General features: G+C 39.2%; 14 protein-coding genes, 1 pseudogene and 1 riboswitch. Of the genes and pseudogenes, 3 read left to right on the forward strand and 12 right to left on the reverse strand.

The genetic code is table 11. The features are described from left to right. Nucleotides 1–61: 61 nt before the first annotated feature. The 8 genes from asnB to AC6CHV_RS16995 all read right to left on the reverse strand — a co-directional run bounded on the left by asnB (nucleotide 62) and on the right by AC6CHV_RS16995 (nucleotide 10761). Nucleotides 62–1909, reverse strand: a complete 1848-nt coding sequence (asnB, locus tag AC6CHV_RS16960; RefSeq protein ID WP_341333353.1) for an asparagine synthase (glutamine-hydrolyzing) — start codon at nucleotides 1907–1909, stop codon at nucleotides 62–64. A 53-nt stretch (nucleotides 1910–1962) separates the two neighbouring features. Then, nucleotides 1963–3543, reverse strand: a complete 1581-nt coding sequence (locus AC6CHV_RS16965) for a Mur ligase family protein (RefSeq protein ID WP_341333354.1) — start codon at nucleotides 3541–3543, stop codon at nucleotides 1963–1965. 63 nt (nucleotides 3544–3606) lie between these two features. After that, entirely contained in the window at nucleotides 3607–4779 is a 1173-nt protein-coding gene (locus AC6CHV_RS16970) for a carboxylate--amine ligase (protein WP_341333355.1), read from the reverse strand. Nucleotides 4780–5086: 307 nt separating this feature from the next. Next, complete coding sequence (locus AC6CHV_RS16975; RefSeq protein WP_498079290.1) at nucleotides 5087–5842, reverse strand: NRDE family protein; 756 nt, start codon at nucleotides 5840–5842, stop codon at nucleotides 5087–5089. 581 nt (nucleotides 5843–6423) lie between these two features. Further along, nucleotides 6424–8133, reverse strand: coding sequence for an acetate--CoA ligase (gene acsA, locus AC6CHV_RS16980; protein WP_498079291.1), 1710 nt, complete (start codon nucleotides 8131–8133; stop codon nucleotides 6424–6426). A gap of 18 nt (nucleotides 8134–8151) precedes the next feature. Then, entirely contained in the window at nucleotides 8152–8865 is a 714-nt protein-coding gene (locus AC6CHV_RS16985; protein WP_498079292.1) for an ATP-binding cassette domain-containing protein, read from the reverse strand. A 19-nt stretch (nucleotides 8866–8884) separates the two neighbouring features. Continuing rightward, nucleotides 8885–9715: an ABC transporter permease subunit gene (locus tag AC6CHV_RS16990; protein ID WP_121449254.1), complete on the reverse strand. Its 831-nt coding sequence runs from the start codon at nucleotides 9713–9715 to the stop codon at nucleotides 8885–8887. Between the two features lie 50 nt (nucleotides 9716–9765). Further along, nucleotides 9766–10761, reverse strand: coding sequence for an aliphatic sulfonate ABC transporter substrate-binding protein (locus AC6CHV_RS16995; RefSeq protein ID WP_498079293.1), 996 nt, complete (start codon nucleotides 10759–10761; stop codon nucleotides 9766–9768). Nucleotides 10762–10878: 117 nt separating this feature from the next. Continuing rightward, a riboswitch (SAM riboswitch) is annotated at nucleotides 10879–10988 on the reverse strand. 350 nt (nucleotides 10989–11338) lie between these two features. On the opposite strand from AC6CHV_RS16995, the gene AC6CHV_RS17000 reads away from it, so the two are divergent. Further along, nucleotides 11339–11842 (forward strand): Crp/Fnr family transcriptional regulator, encoded by a 504-nt coding sequence (locus AC6CHV_RS17000; RefSeq protein WP_440274888.1) that lies wholly within the window; start codon nucleotides 11339–11341, stop codon nucleotides 11840–11842. Nucleotides 11843–11889: 47 nt separating this feature from the next. Here the strand turns inward: AC6CHV_RS17000 and AC6CHV_RS17005 are convergent, their stop codons facing one another. Beyond that, nucleotides 11890–12048: a hypothetical protein gene (locus AC6CHV_RS17005; protein ID WP_498079294.1), complete on the reverse strand. Its 159-nt coding sequence runs from the start codon at nucleotides 12046–12048 to the stop codon at nucleotides 11890–11892. A gap of 107 nt (nucleotides 12049–12155) precedes the next feature. Between AC6CHV_RS17005 and AC6CHV_RS17010 the strand changes: the two genes are divergently transcribed. Next, nucleotides 12156–13073 carry an aldo/keto reductase gene (locus tag AC6CHV_RS17010; RefSeq protein WP_498079295.1) on the forward strand — a complete coding sequence of 306 codons (918 nt, stop codon included), beginning with the start codon at nucleotides 12156–12158 and terminating at the stop codon, nucleotides 13071–13073. 1376 nt (nucleotides 13074–14449) lie between these two features. Here the strand turns inward: AC6CHV_RS17010 and ftsZ are convergent. Beyond that, a pseudogene (gene ftsZ, locus AC6CHV_RS17015) lies at nucleotides 14450–15403 on the reverse strand (cell division protein FtsZ); the annotation flags it as partial. Between the two features lie 193 nt (nucleotides 15404–15596). On the opposite strand from ftsZ, the gene AC6CHV_RS17020 reads away from it, so the two are divergent. After that, entirely contained in the window at nucleotides 15597–16589 is a 993-nt protein-coding gene (locus AC6CHV_RS17020; RefSeq protein ID WP_341333363.1) for a LysM peptidoglycan-binding domain-containing protein, read from the forward strand. Nucleotides 16590–16658: 69 nt separating this feature from the next. On the opposite strand, the gene AC6CHV_RS17025 is transcribed toward AC6CHV_RS17020, so the two are convergent. Both AC6CHV_RS17025 and AC6CHV_RS17030 read right to left on the reverse strand, forming a co-directional pair. Further along, nucleotides 16659–17366: a GntR family transcriptional regulator gene (locus AC6CHV_RS17025; RefSeq protein ID WP_440274863.1), complete on the reverse strand. Its 708-nt coding sequence runs from the start codon at nucleotides 17364–17366 to the stop codon at nucleotides 16659–16661. 164 nt (nucleotides 17367–17530) lie between these two features. After that, entirely contained in the window at nucleotides 17531–18580 is a 1050-nt protein-coding gene (locus AC6CHV_RS17030) for a lactonase family protein (RefSeq protein ID WP_440274862.1), read from the reverse strand. Nucleotides 18581–18600: the final 20 nt, after the last annotated feature.

The following is an 18600-nucleotide window of genomic DNA, read 5'->3' on the forward strand; positions in this document are numbered from 1 at the left end:
ACTCTGTAAGACAATCTTTAGACAATTACTAGAAACCATATATATGTGAAGAAAACAAACTTTATAACTCAATAAAGAATTTCTTGTACCAAACAAGGAATACATAGACCGTATAGATGTATCTTGCGTAGTTATGTCTTCCGTGGAAATGGTCATCAAGATATTTAACGAGTTCTTCTGTATGGAAGAATTCTTTCGCGATATCGGATTCAAACATTTCTTTTACAATGTTGTAGTATTTCTCTTCACGAAGCCAGTGTCTCATTGGAACTGGGAATCCAACTTTTTCTCGATTCGACCATTCTTCTGGTAACACCTTTTTCGATGCAGCACGAAGAGCATATTTTGTATCGATTTGATTCACACGCAAATTACTTGGGATATGTGACGCCATTGACATCACTTCTTTATCTAAGAACGGAACCCGTAATTCAATCGAGTGGGCCATACTCATTTTGTCTGCTTTTAAAAGAATATCCCCTGGTAACCAAAGTTTGAGGTCAAGATACTGCATTTTCGTAACATCGTCTTTTCCCTTTACATCATCATACACTTTTTTCGTAATACTTTGAATAGACGGGCCAGTTTGGTATTCCTCTTTCAAGACTTTACGAGCATCTTCTTCCTCGAATACTTTTGCTTGGCCGATGAACTTTTCCTCAACAGGTTGTCCACCTTTCACAAGGAAGTTTGTGATTGTATTTTTCGGAAATGCACCACTAATTGCAGATATCGCGCGACGAATCCCAAATGGAATCTTTTCGTATTTTTCTAGCTTCGCAGACTTCTGGTACCAGACATAGCCTCCGAAAATCTCATCTGCGCCTTCACCAGAAAGGACAACTGTAACATGCTCACTGGCTAATTTTGATAAAAAGTATAACGGAACAGAGGATAAATTTGATTGAGGTTCATCCATGTGATACTGGATTGTCGGTAGCATTTCAAATGCCTGATCTGCCGTCATCAATTCTTTATAGTTTTCTATTTCAAGTATGTCAGATAAATCCTTAGCCAAATTGGTTTCATTGAAGATTCCTTCATAATCCTGGAATCCAACAGAAAATGTTTTGTTTGGCATTAATAACGCCGTAATATAACTAGAGTCAACCCCGCCGGATAAGAAAGAACCTACTTTTACATCACTGATTTTGTGGTAGTTAACCGATTCTTTTAATGTATTATTAATTTCTTCTATATAGTGTTCAAGACCTTTATTATCTGCATCAAAATTAACGTCCCAATATGGCTTAATTTCAAGATTTCCTTTTTTATAAATCATGTAGTGACCAGGCTTTAATTTATAGACACCTTTGAAGAAAGTCTCATCAAGCACTGAATATTGGAAAGTTAAATATGGTTTTAACGCGTCTTTATTTAACTCTTTCTTAAATGCCGGCTGCTTTAAAAATGCTTTGATTTCAGAGCCGAAAATAAGTGAGTTGTCTGCTGTATTTTGTGTATAGTATAAAGGCTTAATTCCAAAGAAGTCACGCGCTAAAAACATGGATTCATTGTTTTTATCCCAAATGGCAAATGCAAACATCCCGCGTACTTTTTGTAAAAGGTCTACTCCATATTCCTCATAAGCATGGATAACGACTTCGCTATCTGCGTCACATTTGAAAATATGGCCTTTTTGGATTAGGTCCTCACGAAGTTCTTGATAGTTGTAGATTTCGCCATTGAAGACTAAAACGCAGCTTCCGTCTTCATTGAACATTGGCTGACTTCCTTCTTCAGATAAGTCAATGATACTTAGGCGACGAAAGCCTAATGTTGCATGTTCGTCCGAATAGTGATTACCACTATCTGGACCTCTATGAATTATTGTATCCATCATTTCATTTATTACTTGTACTTTATCTATTTCAAGCTTTGAATCAGCAAAACCAACGAAGCCACACATAGTTTAATCACCTTTACATCTTAGATTTTTACAGTTCGCTTTCCTCTGTTGTTTTACCCGTCACTACGTCCTAACATTTGGCGTTGTTCCTTTGTTAGTCCGGCCACACGGTTGCGTAATGGGAAAAATAATTTCTCACGCGATACATTAGGTCTCGTTTTTGCGATTTGCTGTAGGGCAACACCTGCACCGTAGTCCATGCCTTGTGCACCTGCAAGGATTACAACATCCCCCGGCTCGGCATGAGTTAAGGCTTGCGCAATGGCGTCATCCAGCTCATCATAAAGAGAAACCTGAACTCCCGCTTCTGCCATGACTTCCTTGAACACAGCTGTTTCTTCATCTGTTACATAGTCCTTTGAAGTGACATGGGAGACACTCTTTGTCGCAATAATTTCATTGAACCCTAGCGTTTTTGCCCACTTGACGATCGCCTCTGCATTTTCACGGTTAACCGTCGGACCACGCTCTCCTCGAATCGCATAGACTAAATGCAAATCCTTATATTCCATATATTTCAATGTCTGAAGAGTCACATCAATATTCCCAGCATTCGCAAAGTGGTCATCGATGATTTTAATGTCATCTTCAAAAATAAACTCAAAGCGACGTTCCACTCCACCAAAGTTTTTTAATCCCTTTTGAATGGAGGATACCGGCACTCCGCAAAGAAGACCAATTGTAATTGCCACCATCGCATTATACACAGAGTGCAAACCAGGAACTGATAGTTCAATCTCAAATTCACCTGGCTCAATCTTGTTTTCATAGCGAGAGAAAGGCTTTAAAATCTCAATTGTAAACTTCGCTCTACCCGTGGTCAAATCCAAATTTTTGCAAGCAATATGCCCCTCTTTGCTGTCTAAGCCAAATGTGATGACCTGTGCCTTCGTTTGTTCAATTAAGGAAGTCGAATACTCATCATCCAGATTTAAAATGGCAAAGCTTTTTTCACTTGCATGGCGGATTAAACCTGATTTCACTTCAAAATATCTTTCAAACGAGCCATGGGAATCAATATGCTCACGACTGATATTATTTAAAGTGACAATATCATAGTCTACTGCTTCAACACGATGTGTTTCTAATGCGTTTGATGAAACCTCCATTGTCACATGGGATACATCTTTATCTACCATTTGCCCCAAGTAAAACTGTAAATCAAGGGATTCAGGAGTTGTAAGCTCAGAAGGAATCGCAAAATCGTCAATCTTAATGGATACTGTACCAATAAGACCTGTTCTGTACCCTTCTTCCTCTAGAATTGCATTCGTCATAAACGATGTTGTGGTTTTCCCATTCGTAGCTGTAATCCCAATCATATTCATTTTTTCAGATGGCTTCCCATAAAATTCTGCTGCAAGTCGCGCTAGTGCAATACGGCTGTTTTTTACCACGATTTGAGGAATCTCTAATCCTTCTTGCACATCCTCAACAACACAAGCCACTGCACCATTTGAAATTGCCTGCGATAAGTATTTATGGCCATCCGTTTTATAGCCTTTTATACATACAAAAAGATGTCCGTCCTTCACCTTTCCAGAATGATATGATAGCCCACTAATTTCAATATCCTTATCATCAATGGTTTTTTGAACCTCAATTGCTGTTAGAAGCTCATGTAATTTAACCATTTTGTTCCCTCTTTTCTTAACGTTTCTTTTAGATTTGATGTTTTGGAAGTGCGATAAACAACATTAATTACGTTTCTTCCCCGAAATCATTTTTACAAATGAGAAAAACGGCTTTGGATCATTCCAGTCCCAAATTGCGTAGGCCTTTGGTTTAAAATAAGAACGAATGACCTCGCCAAGTGAAAGCTGACCTGTTTTTAAATATCCCTTCACGGCATAAAAATCCTCATAGGCATACCAAAATACTTGATTCGTATCATGCTTAAGGCCCTTTGGAGGAAGTGGGTTACCCGTAAGCTCTCGATATGTAATGTATGGGAAGTTAAAACCAACCTTATTTAATAACACATTAAAATTGGTAATCCTCACATTTAATTCAATTAAATAATATTGTCCAGTTTCGGCATCCTTTTTAAACTCAATTTCTACAAACCCTTTATAGCCAATCGCTTCTAAAAAGCGTGAGCCTATTTCAAAGAGCTCAGGAACATAGCGTTGCCCCGTATACACAGAAGCCCCAAAATTGATCGGATATTGGCGAAACTTTTGAGCAGTCACCCAATGAGTAACCTTCGCGTCCTGATTTAAATATGCATCAAAGGTATACATATGATCATCAAATCCTGGAATGATTCGCTGAACAATTACCTCTTGTTTTGCTTCTTTTGCCTTTTTGAGCGCTTCGTCTAACTCCTCGCGATTGTTGACGATAAATAATTTTTTACGAAAGATCGAAACAAAGGTTGGTGAATCGGTTGGCTTCACCACACAAGGATATTTTAACGTCTCCTCAATTTTTTCATAGAAATTTTCTTCATTTACACGAACTGTCTCAGGAACAAGCATTCCATGTTCAGTTGCTAACTGATGAAGGAGTTGTTTATCCATTGTTTTCGTATAAAGACCCTGCTCCGTTTGCGGGATTAGATAATACTCTTTTAATTCATTTAAATATTGGTCAATGACTTCCACATAGTTGTCATGACAAGGAATAAGAACAGGCTTTGCTGTTTGCTTTCTTGCATATTCTTTTAAAAAGGAAATAAAGCCTTCTGTGTCTTTTCGGTAATGTGGTGCAATAATATGCTCCGTACAATATTTTGAATCTGCACCATACGTATTTTCATATGAATAATCGACTGCAACCGTATGTATACCTTGCCTGCCTAAACACCTTATTGTGCTTAACCCTATATAGTAATTGCAACCTAAAATGACTGCTTTATTAGTATTCATTTAATATCGATCTCCCTAGTATCTATATCACATTACATTTTATTAGCAAAAATTGTTTGAAAAAGTTTTTTCGACAATTATCCCATTCTCCATATTGACACAGAATAATGGGTCTTTCAAGATGAAAAACACCTTTATCCCGCTTGTTATCGAGCTGTAACATAAATGAAAAAAAGAAACAAAAAATAGAGTACAATATATATGATTTCGTACTCTTTACCCATTTTTCGACTTTTTTCCCCATTCTTTATTTTTAATAGATTTATCATCTTTGTTCTATTATATACGATTGGCTAAATGAACTTTGTTATGACTTAATCGGAAAGCGAAATTCTCGGTCGCTCTGTCCCGAACTATCGTGAACCCGCTCAACATATTGAATTTCTGTATCCGACATTAATAATACGGTTGAACTTCTTGTCCCATACCCATTTGTTTGAATAAATAATGAAGAAAGAATCCGTTCCCACTCAAGGGACACCCCAGTTTTGGGTAGAAGGTTGTCGTTAAGCCGGTCTGTGTTCTGAAGGAGCTGGAATAGATTTTCCACTAAATCTTCTCCCATAATAATCTTTGAAAGTTCCTCTTTCCCTTTTTGTACTTTTGGCCAATTTGTATCAAGCAAATGGTTGCTAAGCCCGTGGATACCTGGTTGTACCTTTTCCAATCTTTTTCCGGCATTTGAGTAATAATATAAATGCTGTGGGTCACCTGCTAAAAGATTATAACCAGGATACTGAGAGTTCGTCTCTTCCAACTGCTTCATATACTCGGCAATATCGCCTTTATGGAGGAGAGCCTCTTTTACGATTGCTCCTCTAGACCTTTTACCTACTGAAACTTCACTTGGATCTCGATAATTCGTGATGGCTGCGAAACGCCCGGTTTTGGTGACCCCCATCCAGGTTCCCATTTTTTCAAGATCTCTTCCAGCCAACAGAGCAGGCTCATCCTCCCAAAAATGAATCGGAGCCGTTGGCCGTTGAAGAAACTCATCTCGGTTGGCCGCAACAATTAATTTATAAATCGGATGCGCCTGATAGGCAAACAAAATTAAACACAATTTACCCACCGCCCTTTTTCACAAATTATAACATTTATGTGGTCACCTTGTGCGATATCAGACTTTTATTCACAAAAAATGTTTCTACCTTTGTTTGACTGTTATCGTATAGGAAAGCGTAAGACTGAAGGGTAAATTGACATTTTCTTTACACTCAATTCTTTGGATAAAACGCAATTTGAACTTATAGCTCAAATAAAAGTATCGGTGTGTTCGAATGATGGAGTGTTTCGGGCTCGGATGACTGTCACAACCTCTTGCGAATCGCTATCAACTGGGATTTCGGACTCGGATGACTGGAACCGGTCGCCCTTGTGTCCGAATGTATGGGGGATTCGGACTCTCACGACAGAAACCTTTAACCTCGTGTCCGAATATATAGCTGATTCAGACTCAACCAACTGAAACCGGTGGACCTGTGTCAGAATGTACGCGAGATTCGGACTCTCACAACCGAAACCTTCAACCTTTGTGTCCAAATGTATACCTGATTCTGAACTATATCTTTCCTTGTATAAAGAAAACAGCGTGAGTACAATCTCACGCTGTTTTCTCTAATATACCTCTATAACTATAACGTCTTACCTTACTACTTCCTTTTCAACTTCTCGTGCTTTTAGCTCTCTTCTTAAAATTTTTCCGCTAATCTTTGTTTTCGGCAGTTCATCCAATACTTCAATTTCCCTTGGAGCGGAATGTGCTGCAAGATGTTGTTTAACAAACACGCGAATATCCTCTAGTAAGTCTTTCGTTGGGCTGTAACCGTTTTTTAGAACGATAAAGGCCTTTACGATTTCCCCTCTTATTGGGTCTGGCTTTCCGATGACACCTGCCTCAGCAACCGCTTGATGTTCAATTAGCTTACTTTCGACTTCAAAAGGTCCGATTCGCTCTCCAGAAGAATTAATCATATCATCGCTTCGCCCTTGGAAAAACACATAGCCATCCTCATCTAAAATAGCCAAGTCACCTGATACATACCAACCATTTACAAAATATGAATGATACTTTTCTTCATTTTTCCAAACTTCTCTCATGATTGATGGCCAAGATGCCTTAATGCCAAGATGACCTACCTGACCATTTGGGAGCGGATTTCCGTCATCATCGATTATGGCAACTTTGATACCTGGAAAAGGTCTCCCCATTGAGCCCGGTTTTATAACCTCTGATGGAAGATTGACGATCAATTGTCCGCCCGTTTCTGTCATCCACCAAGTATCATGGATTCTTTTTCCCAAAGCTTCAATCCCCCAGGTAATAACCTCAGGATTTAACGGCTCTCCCACACTTAAAATATGCCGTAAAGAGCGTAAATCGTATTCGTTTAATACTTCATTTCCTTCTGCCTTTAACATCCTGAATGCTGTAGGTGCACTATACCAAACCGTTACTCCTGTTTTTTCAATTGTTGAATACCAGGAATCTGCATTAAATCTCCCACCGTTAACGACAATTGTGGCACGATTTAGCCAAGGAGCAAAGATTCCGTACACCGTTCCTGTTACCCAGCCGGGGTGTGCGGTACACCAATAAATATCGTCCTCTTTCAAATCAAGGACCCATTTTCCCGTTTGGTACTGTTGAATCATCGCGCGATGTGCATGCACAATTCCCTTTGGTTTCCCGGTTGACCCACTTGTATAGTGAATATTGAGGCGATCTTCAAGCTCCAACCATTCAATCACTCTATTCTCACTTTTCGTTTCAGCTAATGCCTCTACAAGTGAGATTTCATCTTCCTTACACTTTTCTGATCCCTCCGTAATAAACACGGTTTCGAGTGAAGGCAATTCTTGTTTTGGGACCCTTTTTACCAACTCCGAGTCAGTGATTAAAAAACGACCCTCACAGTCTGAAATGCGATCCCTTACCGCATCCTCCATAAATGCTTCAAAAAGCGGTCCTGCAACAGCTCCGATTTTAACTGCTGCAATCATCGCAATATACATTTCCGGGTTTTTCGGCAAAAAGATAAAGACAATATCGCCCTTTTTAACCCCGTATTTTCTTAACACCGACGCTAAGTGGTCCGATTTTTCTTTGATATCTTTAAATGTAAAAATTTGTTCTTCTGCTTCATTAATGTAGTGAAGGGCAACTTTGTCTCCATACCCATCGTCGACATGCCGGTCAATACATTCATACGCCATATTGACTTGCCCTGTTTGATACCAACTAAACTCCTTTTCAACTTCCTCCCATGAAAAGTCTTGGTATACCTGATCATAGTTTTGTAGATTATAGGTACCTTCAAAAGGTCTTATCGCACCTAATTGTGTGGTTGTCAATTCCACTCTCTCCTTTCTTTAACTTAGTAGAGACAATATTTCCGCCTTCAATTGTGCCAACTTTATATCACCACGAGATCTTGGCTTTGGATCATCAATTTGAATCGTTTGATAGATTTCACCCGGCTGCCCTTTTAAAATAACAATTCGGTCACATAAATAAAGTGCTTCATCGATATCGTGAGTAACGACGAGCATCGTTGATTTGTATTTCTCCCATATTGTCAGCAGCAAATCTTGCAACTGCATTTTCGTAAATGCATCAAGCGCACTAAATGGCTCATCTAATAGCAAAACTCGAGGTGCTGTGATAAGTGCACGAGCAATCGATACTCTTTGTGCCATCCCACCGGAGATATCCTTTGGATAATGATTTTCAAATCCTTGCAATCCTACTAACTTTACATATTCCTGGGCTTTTTCACTTTTCTTACTATCATTCTTTAAACCAAACGAGATATTTTCTAATACTGTCAACCATGGCATTAAACGTGATTCTTGAAAAATAACGCCCACCTTTTCATGAACGGACTTAATGATGTCCCCGCTTATTTTCACCGTACCTGTATAATCCGAATCTAATCCAGATAAGACACGTAATAAGGTGCTCTTTCCACACCCACTCGTACCTAGTACTCCCACAATTTCACCTTGTTTTGTTTCAAGATTTATATTTTTAAACCCTGTCGTACCATTCGAAAAGGTTCTAGAGACATTTTGAACTGCCAGCATCTAATTCATCCTTTCAGGTCTACTTCACAAAGCTATCCTGCCAGTGAAGAGTTTTTTCCTCTGTTTTCTTCAAAATGGAGTCTGTTATTTTACCTAAAATCGCAAATAGTACGATGCTTGCGATGACCGTCTCAGGAGAATAGGAGTTTTGGCCAACAACAAGCAAATATCCAATCCCCTGACTAGCACCCATTAATTCAGCTGCAACGACAAACATCCAACCTAGCCCAAGCCCACTTCGGATTCCAACTAGAAAAGAAGGAAGGGATGCAGGCAATATTACCTTTCTAATTAACTCAAACGATGAAAAATTATAGATTTTCCCTACCTCAATCAACTTTCGGTCAACACCCTGTATGCCTGACACGATGTTTAAATAAACCGGAAAAAATACCCCAACCGCAATTAGTGTAATTTTTGATGGTTCTGCAATCCCCATCCACAAGATAAAAAGAGGTACCCAAGCAAGGGACGGAATCGAACGGAAAGCCTGAATCATCGGGTCTAGTAACTGTTCAGCAATTCTAAAATAGCCGACCAATGAACCAAATATAACAGCAGCAACTACCCCAATGAGAAACCCAAAAAAGATGCGATATAACGTAATCCCAATATGGCCCCACAGACTTCCATCTCCAGCAAATTCAATTATTTTCGCAAGGATAACCGTTGGTGCCGGCATAAGATGACCTTCAAGTACACCAATGTGGCTTAAATATTGCCAAACCACGATTAAAATAGCCGGGATGATACTCCCAAGTAGAACTACTTTTAGACTTCCTGATAATACAAACTCACGCTTCGATTTCACCTTAATTTGTCTAGTCAACGCTCCGCCTTTTGTGCTCATTTTACCGTCTCCTATCACGAGGAAGTGCCGTTTTGAAAGAGGCACAATCCCTATTGTTTAATTACGTTTTCGGCAAACGTAGGATTAATCAATTCCTGAACCAGTTGATCCAATTTAACATCTTTTCCGATGATTTCCTGTGCTTGAAGCACCTTACCTGCTTCGGTTAATGCCTCAATTTGTATTTCACCAGGAACAGGATTAGAAAAATCATTTCGTTCATTTAATTGTTTATTAGCAACTTCAATATCAATATTTGCGGACTTTGCCAAAATTTCCGCTGTTTCCTCTGGATTTTCTAAAACCCATTTACGAGCCTTTTCGTAGACCTCAATGACTTCTTCTACGTAATTGGGATATTTTTCCGCAAACTCAGAACGCACATTTAAGGTTCCATACGTATTAAAATCTGCATTGCGGTAAAAAAGGTTCGCATCCGTTTCTAATTCAACTCTTGCCATATGAGGATCTAACCCCGACCATGCATCCACCTGACCAGAAGATAACGCGGCCGCTCCATCTCCATGCTGGAGGTTAACGATTTCAACATCTGATGGACTTAACCCTTCCTCATTAAGGGCGCGTAATAGGAAAATATATGGGTCTGTTCCGATAGTTGCAGCAACCTTTTTTCCTTTTAAATCACTTATACTTTGAATCTTTGAATCTTTATTTGCGACCAACGCTGTCCACTCTGGCTTTGAGTAAATATACACCGATTCAATTGGAGCACCCTTTGCTTTTGCCATTAGAGCCGCTGCGCCTGCAGATGAACTGAAATCTGCACTTCCACTATTTAAAAATTCCAATGCTTTATTACTTCCTTGACTTAGAACAAATTCAACCTTAATTCCCTCTTCTTTGAATGCTTCTTCAGCCCACCCAAACTCTTTTAACACAAGACTCGTAGGTGAATAAAAAGCATAATCTAATGTGATTTTTTTAGGTTTTTCACTTCCTTGGCTCGCTTTACTTGTGCTATTCGAACAACCTGCAATTCCAATCAACAGTAATACAGCAATAAAAATAACGCTTATTTTCTTCATGTCTGTACCTCCAGTATTTTTATAGGAAAACTAGGAATAGTACTAATACAACTTCTAACTTGCATATCCTAACGATGAAAAAAGCCCCCTTCTAGTAAGAAGAGGGCTTTTTTCCTCCTCTTATCTTTCAGGTAATTTTACCTGATGGAATTAGCACCTTTTCAAGAATAATCTTGAAGGTTGCCGGGTTTCGTAGGGCCATGTCCCTCCACCGCTCTGGATAAGAGTCCTTTATTAAATTAATACGTTCTAGTTTTACTTTATAAATGGATTATAGAGTGTAAAATACCCAAAGTCAAACACTTTTTGAAAAATTTTCCCTTATTAAAATTTTCGGTGATTATAATCATTCCCTATACAAAACGTTAAATTTGAGACTATAAATACAATCAAAAAACATTTGTGTCATATTTGTGAAGCCCATTGCTTTAATTGAAAATCCATAGTATATTAAGGGTGTAGAAAGTTAGTGAAAGACTTCACAAACTAACTACCCAAGCTGGCAGCTAAAACGATCATATTTTTTTATAACAACTTGTGAATAACTTCACAATATAAAATAAAAGGGGAGATTAAGATGAGAACATTCTTAAAAGGACCTAAAATGGCAGTTATTTGGACAGTATTACGTGTATGGTTAGGTATTCAATGGCTAGAAGCTGGTTTTCATAAATTGACTGGAGGATTTGACGCAGGCGGATTCCTCCAAGGAGCACTTGCAAAGGCTGGTGGCGAACACCCAGCAGTAGCAGGTTGGTATGCAACATTCCTAGAAGGCTTTGCCGTTCCAAACGTTGATATAATTAACGTACTCATTCCATGGGGAGAAGTTCTAGTTGGACTTGGATTAATCTTAGGTGCTGCAACAATCCCAGCATTAATTGCAGGGGCATTCATGAACCTAAACTTCTTACTTGCTGGAACAGTTAGCACAAACCCAGTACTTTACACATTAGCAGTTATTCTCTTATTTGCAGGCGCTGCAACATACTACTACGGTGTAGATAGATTTGCAGTACCATTCTTAACAAAACGAATTCATACGAAAAAAGATACTAAAACAGCAACAACCACTGCATAACTAAAAAAAGGAGTTCTACCCGATTTTGGGAGAACTCCTTTTATATTCTACTCATCATCAATCTCGCCGTCACCGATTTCATCTTCCTCTTCAATCTCTTCAATTTCCTCGCCTTCCTCAGGTCTTTCGTCATCCCCACAACCCATTAAGAAAAACATCGGAAATGCTAATAATAACAGCATGAATAAGCGTTTTATTTGGTTCATTACTTAACCTCCTTTTATCTATACTTTCCAATCAATAGCGAAATATGTAAACTAGAAATGGGTAACAGTAATAATATTCCTATATTAAAACTTGGAGGTTTAACACAATGCGAAAAATAAAACTCGGCACTAGTTCACTAGAGGTTCCTGTTATAGCAGTAGGGTGTATGAGAATCAACTCATTAGAAAAGCCTGAGGCGGAAGCGTTTATACAAACGGCATTAGAAAACGGAGCAAACTTTTTTGACCATGCCGATATTTACGGAAGTGGCACTTGTGAAGAAATCTTTGCAGATGCGATACATATGAACGATGACGTGAGGGAGAAAATCATTCTTCAATCCAAATGTGGCATTCGAAAAGGAATGTTTGACTTTTCAAAAGAACATATACTTAATTCCGTAGATGGAATCTTAAAACGTCTTAAAACGGACTATCTTGATGTTTTACTTTTACATCGTCCAGATGCCCTTGTTGAGCCTGAAGAGGTTGCAGAGGCATTTGATGTGTTGGAATCATCAGGGAAGGTTCGTCATTTTGGAGTCTCTAACCAAAAGCCGATGCAAATACAGTTATTAAAAAAATATGTAAAGCAGCCAATTGTTGCAAATCAGCTACAATTAAGTATCCCCAATGCCCATATGATTGCAAGTGGTGTTACAACTAATATGCAAATTGATCAATCCATTAACCGTGATGGAGATGTCCTTGATTTTTGCCGATTGAATGACATTACCATTCAACCATGGTCACCTTTTCAATATGGTTATTTTGAAGGACCTTTTCTCGGTAATGAAAAATGTCCAGAATTAAATCAAAAAATTGATGAAATTGCTGAAAAATACGGCGTATCCAATACAACTATTGCAATTGCGTGGCTATTACGTCATCCAGCCAACATGCAGCCGGTAATTGGAACCATGAATATCGAGCGATTAAAGGATTCCGTGAAAGCAAGTGAAGTCCAGTTATCCCGCGAAGATTGGTACAGCATTTTTCAAGCGGCTGGTTATCTACTTCCGTAAATAACAAAGCTTCGCTCACGCCCGTATATTGGCGATAAGCATAAGATTAGCGCTGACAGAAGGCGTCCTTTGCTTTCAAAGGTGATTGGCTTGTGACCTAGAGCCGATGGTGCCTGAGAGCTAGACAAAGCAGGCAAGGGTAAAATTTTTTCGGTTGTGTCTGAGGTTTAGGTAGCTTTGGACTTGCAATAGCAAATTTTGAGGGGGTGTGTCCGAAAGTATGTGTGTCTTCAGACTAGCTAAGGTAAAATCTACTCGGTTGTGTCCGAAGTTCAGGTGACTTCGGACAGGCATAGGTAAAATCTGCGCGGTTGTGTCTGAAGTTTAGGTAGCTTCGGACTGGCTAAAGTAAAATTTACTCGGTTGTGTCTGAAGTTCAGGTTTCTTCAGACATACAAAGGCAAAATCTACTCTGTTGTGTCCGAAGTTCAGGTATCTTCAGACTTATAATGGCAAAACCTACTCGGTTGAGAACGAAGTTGAGGTATCTTCGGACAGGCAATAGCAAAACTTGCCCGGTTGTTGTCCGAAGTCCAGGTATCTTCGGACAGGTAATGGCAAAACTTGCCCGGTCGTGTCCGAAGTTCAGGTATCTTCGGACATACAAAAGCAAATTCTGCGCGGTTGTGTCCGAAGTTGAAGTAGCTTCGGACTTGCGATGGCAAAACCTACTCAGTTGTGTCCGAAGTCGAAGTAGCTTCGGACTTGCAATAGCAAAATCTACTCGGTTGTATCCGAAGTTCACGTAGCTTCGGACATACAATGGCAAAATCTACTCGATTGTGTCCGAAGTCCAGGTATCTTCGGACATACAATGGCAAAACCTACTCGGTTGTGTCCGAAGTCGAGGTAGCTTCAGACTTACAATGCCAAAACCTGCTCAGTTGTGTCCGAAGTCGAGGTAGCTTCGGACTTGCAATAGCAAAATCTACTCGGTTGTGTCCGAAGTCCAGCTAGCTTCGGACATACAATGGCAAAATCTACTCGATTGTGCCGAAGTCCAGGTATCTTCGGACATACAATGGCAAAACCTACTCAGTTGTGTCCGAAGTCGAGGTAGCTTCGGACTTGCAATAGCAAAATCTACTCGGTTGTTTCCGAAGTCCAGCTATCTTCGGACATACAATGGCAAAACCTACTCGGTTGTGTCCGAAGTTCACGTAGCTTCGGACTTACAATGGCAAAATCTACTCGGTTGTGTCCGAAGTCGAGGTAGCTTCAGACATACAAAAACAATATCTGCACGATTGTTAATTTTAAACAATCAACCAAAATGAAAGCGTGAATTCATATGTGAATTCACGCTAAAAATTTATTATTATTTACTACTTTTCACCTGAAAACCAGTTACGCTAAAAGGATGCCTCTTCTTTTTAATTTTCAGTAAATCCTGTTGCAATGACCGTCACAATAATTTCATCTTTCAAGTTGTCATTAATGACTGATCCAAAGATCATGTTTAGATCTTCGTGTGTTGCTGATGAAATCACGTCGGCCGCTTCTTGTATTTCGAATAGACTTAAATTTCGTCCGCCTGTAATATTTAAAATGACACCACGTGCACCACTTATGGATGTTTCAAGAAGTGGACTATTGATTGCTTTATTAGCCGCTTCAACTGCACGCCCGTCCCCTTTCGCCATACCGATTCCCATCAAAGCTGTTCCTCTGTGTGACATGACTGTTTTTACATCCGCGAAATCCAGATTAATTAATCCTGGGACCGCAATTAAATCGGAAATCCCTTGTACCCCTCGGAGTAGAACATTGTCTGCTTCGCGGAAGGCTTCAATCATCGGTGTACGCTTATCGACAATCTCCAATAGTTTCTCATTAGGAATGATAATTAAGGTGTCAACCGCTTCCTTCATTGCATCGATTCCTGCATCTGCATTAACAGCACGCTTACGACCTTCAAATCGGAATGGTCTTGTTACAACACCTATTGTTAATGAGCCCAGCTTCTTAGCAATTCTTGCAATTTCCGGTGCTGCTCCAGTACCAGTGCCACCGCCCATTCCAGCGGTGACAAAGACCATGTCCGCTCCTCTTAAAGCGTCCTCAATCTCTTTCTTGCTTTCTTCAACGGCTCTCATCCCTATTTCGGGATTGGCACCCGCACCAAGCCCTCGCGTTAAAGATGCACCAATTTGAATGGTGATTTCTGCTTTTGATTGATTAAGTGCTTGTCCATCTGTGTTTACTGCTATGAATTCAACACCTTCTACCCCTGCTTCAATCATTCGATTCACGGCATTATTTCCACCACCGCCAACACCTATTACTTTTATTCTTGCAAATTGATCTATGTATGGTTCAAACTCTAGCATGACTTTTTCCTCCTTGCCGCCCATTGCCTTCTTCCTAAGTGAAGACGGTTTTATACTATATACTTCGTAGTACTACTTCGCTTTCTGTCATGAATTTCCTCTAAAAATTAAAAAGAACCTACAAATACCTAAGAAGCATAATATTAGATTTCTTTTACAAACTAATACTAACATGTTATGAAAGGAACGAGCCATGAAAAACAGGATAGCATTTGTATTTGGAGCCTTTTTCTTTATTTTTATCGCATTCCTTCCTACAGATGTAGGAGCAAATAGTACTGAAAACACGTATGTTGTCCAAGCAGGTGATACATTACCTGGGATTGCGAAAAAATTTGAAACCTCTGTAGAAGAATTAAAAATCACCAATGGGATTCAATCAGATTTATTAGTTGTCGGACAGAAGCTATGGGTACCTACATCCTATGAAGTTGTAGCCGGAGATACATTGCAGAATATTTCTTCCAAGTTCCATACATCCCCTGAGCAGATTAAAACGACAAACAAACTTTCAGCTGAAAAAGTCATTCCAGGACAGATTCTCAAAATTGCCCCAAGAAGGATGAATATGCAAGGGGAACACATTTTAATGACAAAAGAAGAATTTAAAGATTGGCTTTTCAACCAGAAGATCAAACGAAAAATAAGCCTTATCCAGCAGCACCACACTTGGGTCCCAGACTATGGTCGGTTTAATGGCTCAAACCATTTTGGGCTATTAACAGGTATGGAAAATTTTCATAAAAATAATATGGGTTGGAAACATATCGCCCAAAATATTACGACTTTTCCTGATGGGAAAGTCGCTGTCTCAAGGCCATTACATATTGTCCCAGAAGGCACAATTGGTAGTAAAGCAAACTCTGTCGGTATTGCAATTGAACACCTTGGAAATTTTGATCTAGGTCATGATGTGATGACGAAGGAACAAAGCGACACAATTATCTATGTCAATGCCGCTCTCAGCCTTAAATTTGGATTAACCCCCTCCATTGACAGTATTACCTACCATCATTGGTGGGATTTGCGAAACGGTGAAAGAGTGCTGGATAAAGGGCCCGACTATAATGTGAAAACCTGTCCGGGAACCGGTTTTTTTGGTGGCAACTCAACAACAAGTGCCAAAAAATATTTTTATCCCTTGATTATCAGTAAAATGGAAGAGCTTCGAAAAGAAATGGAATAAAACAAACCCACTCAACCATATGGACGAGTGGGTTTGTGCAAATTCTATTAAAATAATTAGGAAATAGCCTTAAATCATTATACTTTCTTTCTTAAAATATTCAGGTTGTTCCTTCATAAATTCATACAAATGAGAAATCCCTTTTGTAATATGCTTATTTACAACATCCTCTGCTACAGCAACATCCTTACATTTAAGAGCATTAAAAATAGCTCTGTGTTCATCCAAAACAGTCTCCCAATCCTCAGCCTTTGTATTGATAAGTCGGAGCATCCGAACCCGTTTATATTGTCCGTTCATTTGGTCGATTCCCTTCCAGATACGGTCCATCCCTAATCCTTTATAAATGAGTTCATGAAATTCATCATCATAGGCTAAAAAGTCTTTTTCGTTTTCTTCCCGTAAGGCAATTTCCTGCATTGTTAAGCATTTTTCTAATTTATATAATGAGTCAGGAGTTAGTTTTTCCGTCGCTTCTCGAATTACAGCAAGCTCCACAGCTTTCCTCATAAATCGTGACTCTTCAATATGTTTCGGATCAATTAAAGACACAAAAGTCCCAATCTGTGGCTTTATTTCTATTAATCCTTCCTTTGCAAGCTGCATCAGAGCTTCCCTAATCGGTGTTCTACTAACACTCAACTGAGCACCAATTTCAGATTCAGAAATTGGGGATCCCGGACATAAAGAAAAATCCATAATTTTTTCACTCAAATAGGAGTAGACATATTCTCTTCTTGTACCGCCATCACGTCGTCTAACTTGATTGTATTCCATAACCCAACTCCCCTAAACAAGCTTCATCCGTAAGTATTTACTTACCTAGATAATATAAACTATTATTCTATTATAATCATTTTATACTAAAACGCTTACATAGGGTAGCCCCGAATTACAAAAAAAGGAACCTGGTGCTTTTTCCAGGCCCTCCTCTATATTTTTTAAGCATGTAAAAACTTCACGCAAACTGGATATGGTACCGTTATATCTGAGTCAATTTGTGTTAATTTTCCTGTTTGTTCATCCCTCGCATATAACACAAGGTTACTTGATTCCTGGTTGGAACCCACAATGAACTTTTCTGTTGGATCAAATACAAAGTCACGTGGCCAATCTCCTTTTGACGAAACCCTTTCGACTAATGTTAACTTCCCTGTTGCCTCATTCACTTCGAAGACAGCAATACTGTTATGTCCACGGTTAGCCGCATATACGAACTTCCCATCCTTTGAAATATGTATAGCACTACCTTGACTGTTTTCAGTGAAATCTTCAGGAATGGTTGAAATATATTGAAGTTCCGTAAAGTTTCCATTGCTACTGTCATATGCTAAAGCAACCACTTCATTGCTTATCTCTGTCATTAGATATGCATGTTTCCCATTAGGATGAAAGGCAATATGTCTTGGCCCGCTTCCTGGTCTTACCGATAAAGTACTTACTTCATGTAATGACCCATTCTCTACTGCATAAGTGATAAGCTTATCAATGCCTAAATCAACTGCCACCACATACTTTTCATCTGGAGTAAATCCTGAAAAATGGGTATGTGGTTTTTCTTGTCTTTCATGTGGTCCGTTACCTTCATGTGCAACAACCGATTGGGAAGTTTCAATTCCTCCTGTTTGACTGTTAACTGAATACAGTTCGATTGTCCCTTTATGATAATTCGCGGAAACAACTTGGTTATTCTCCTTGTTTACACTGATATGACAAGGTGATGCCCCTTCTGAAACATGGTTATTTACTGGCATTAAATCCCCTGTTTGACTATCGATAGAGTATGCCGCGACTCCACCCGTTTCTCCATCTTTTATTACCGAGTATAGAAAACGATTATCCTGACTCACTGTTACATATGTTGGATTTCCCAATGTTGCCGCAAGCTTTACATCCTCTATTTTTTGTACGTCCGTATCTAAAGTAAACGTATAGACTCCCTTGCTGTCCCCTTTTGTATAAGTACCAACATATCCGATAAACTTGCCCATTGTTGAACCCCTCTCATCAT

It is taken from the genome of Ferdinandcohnia sp. GQ5, assembly GCF_059759275.1.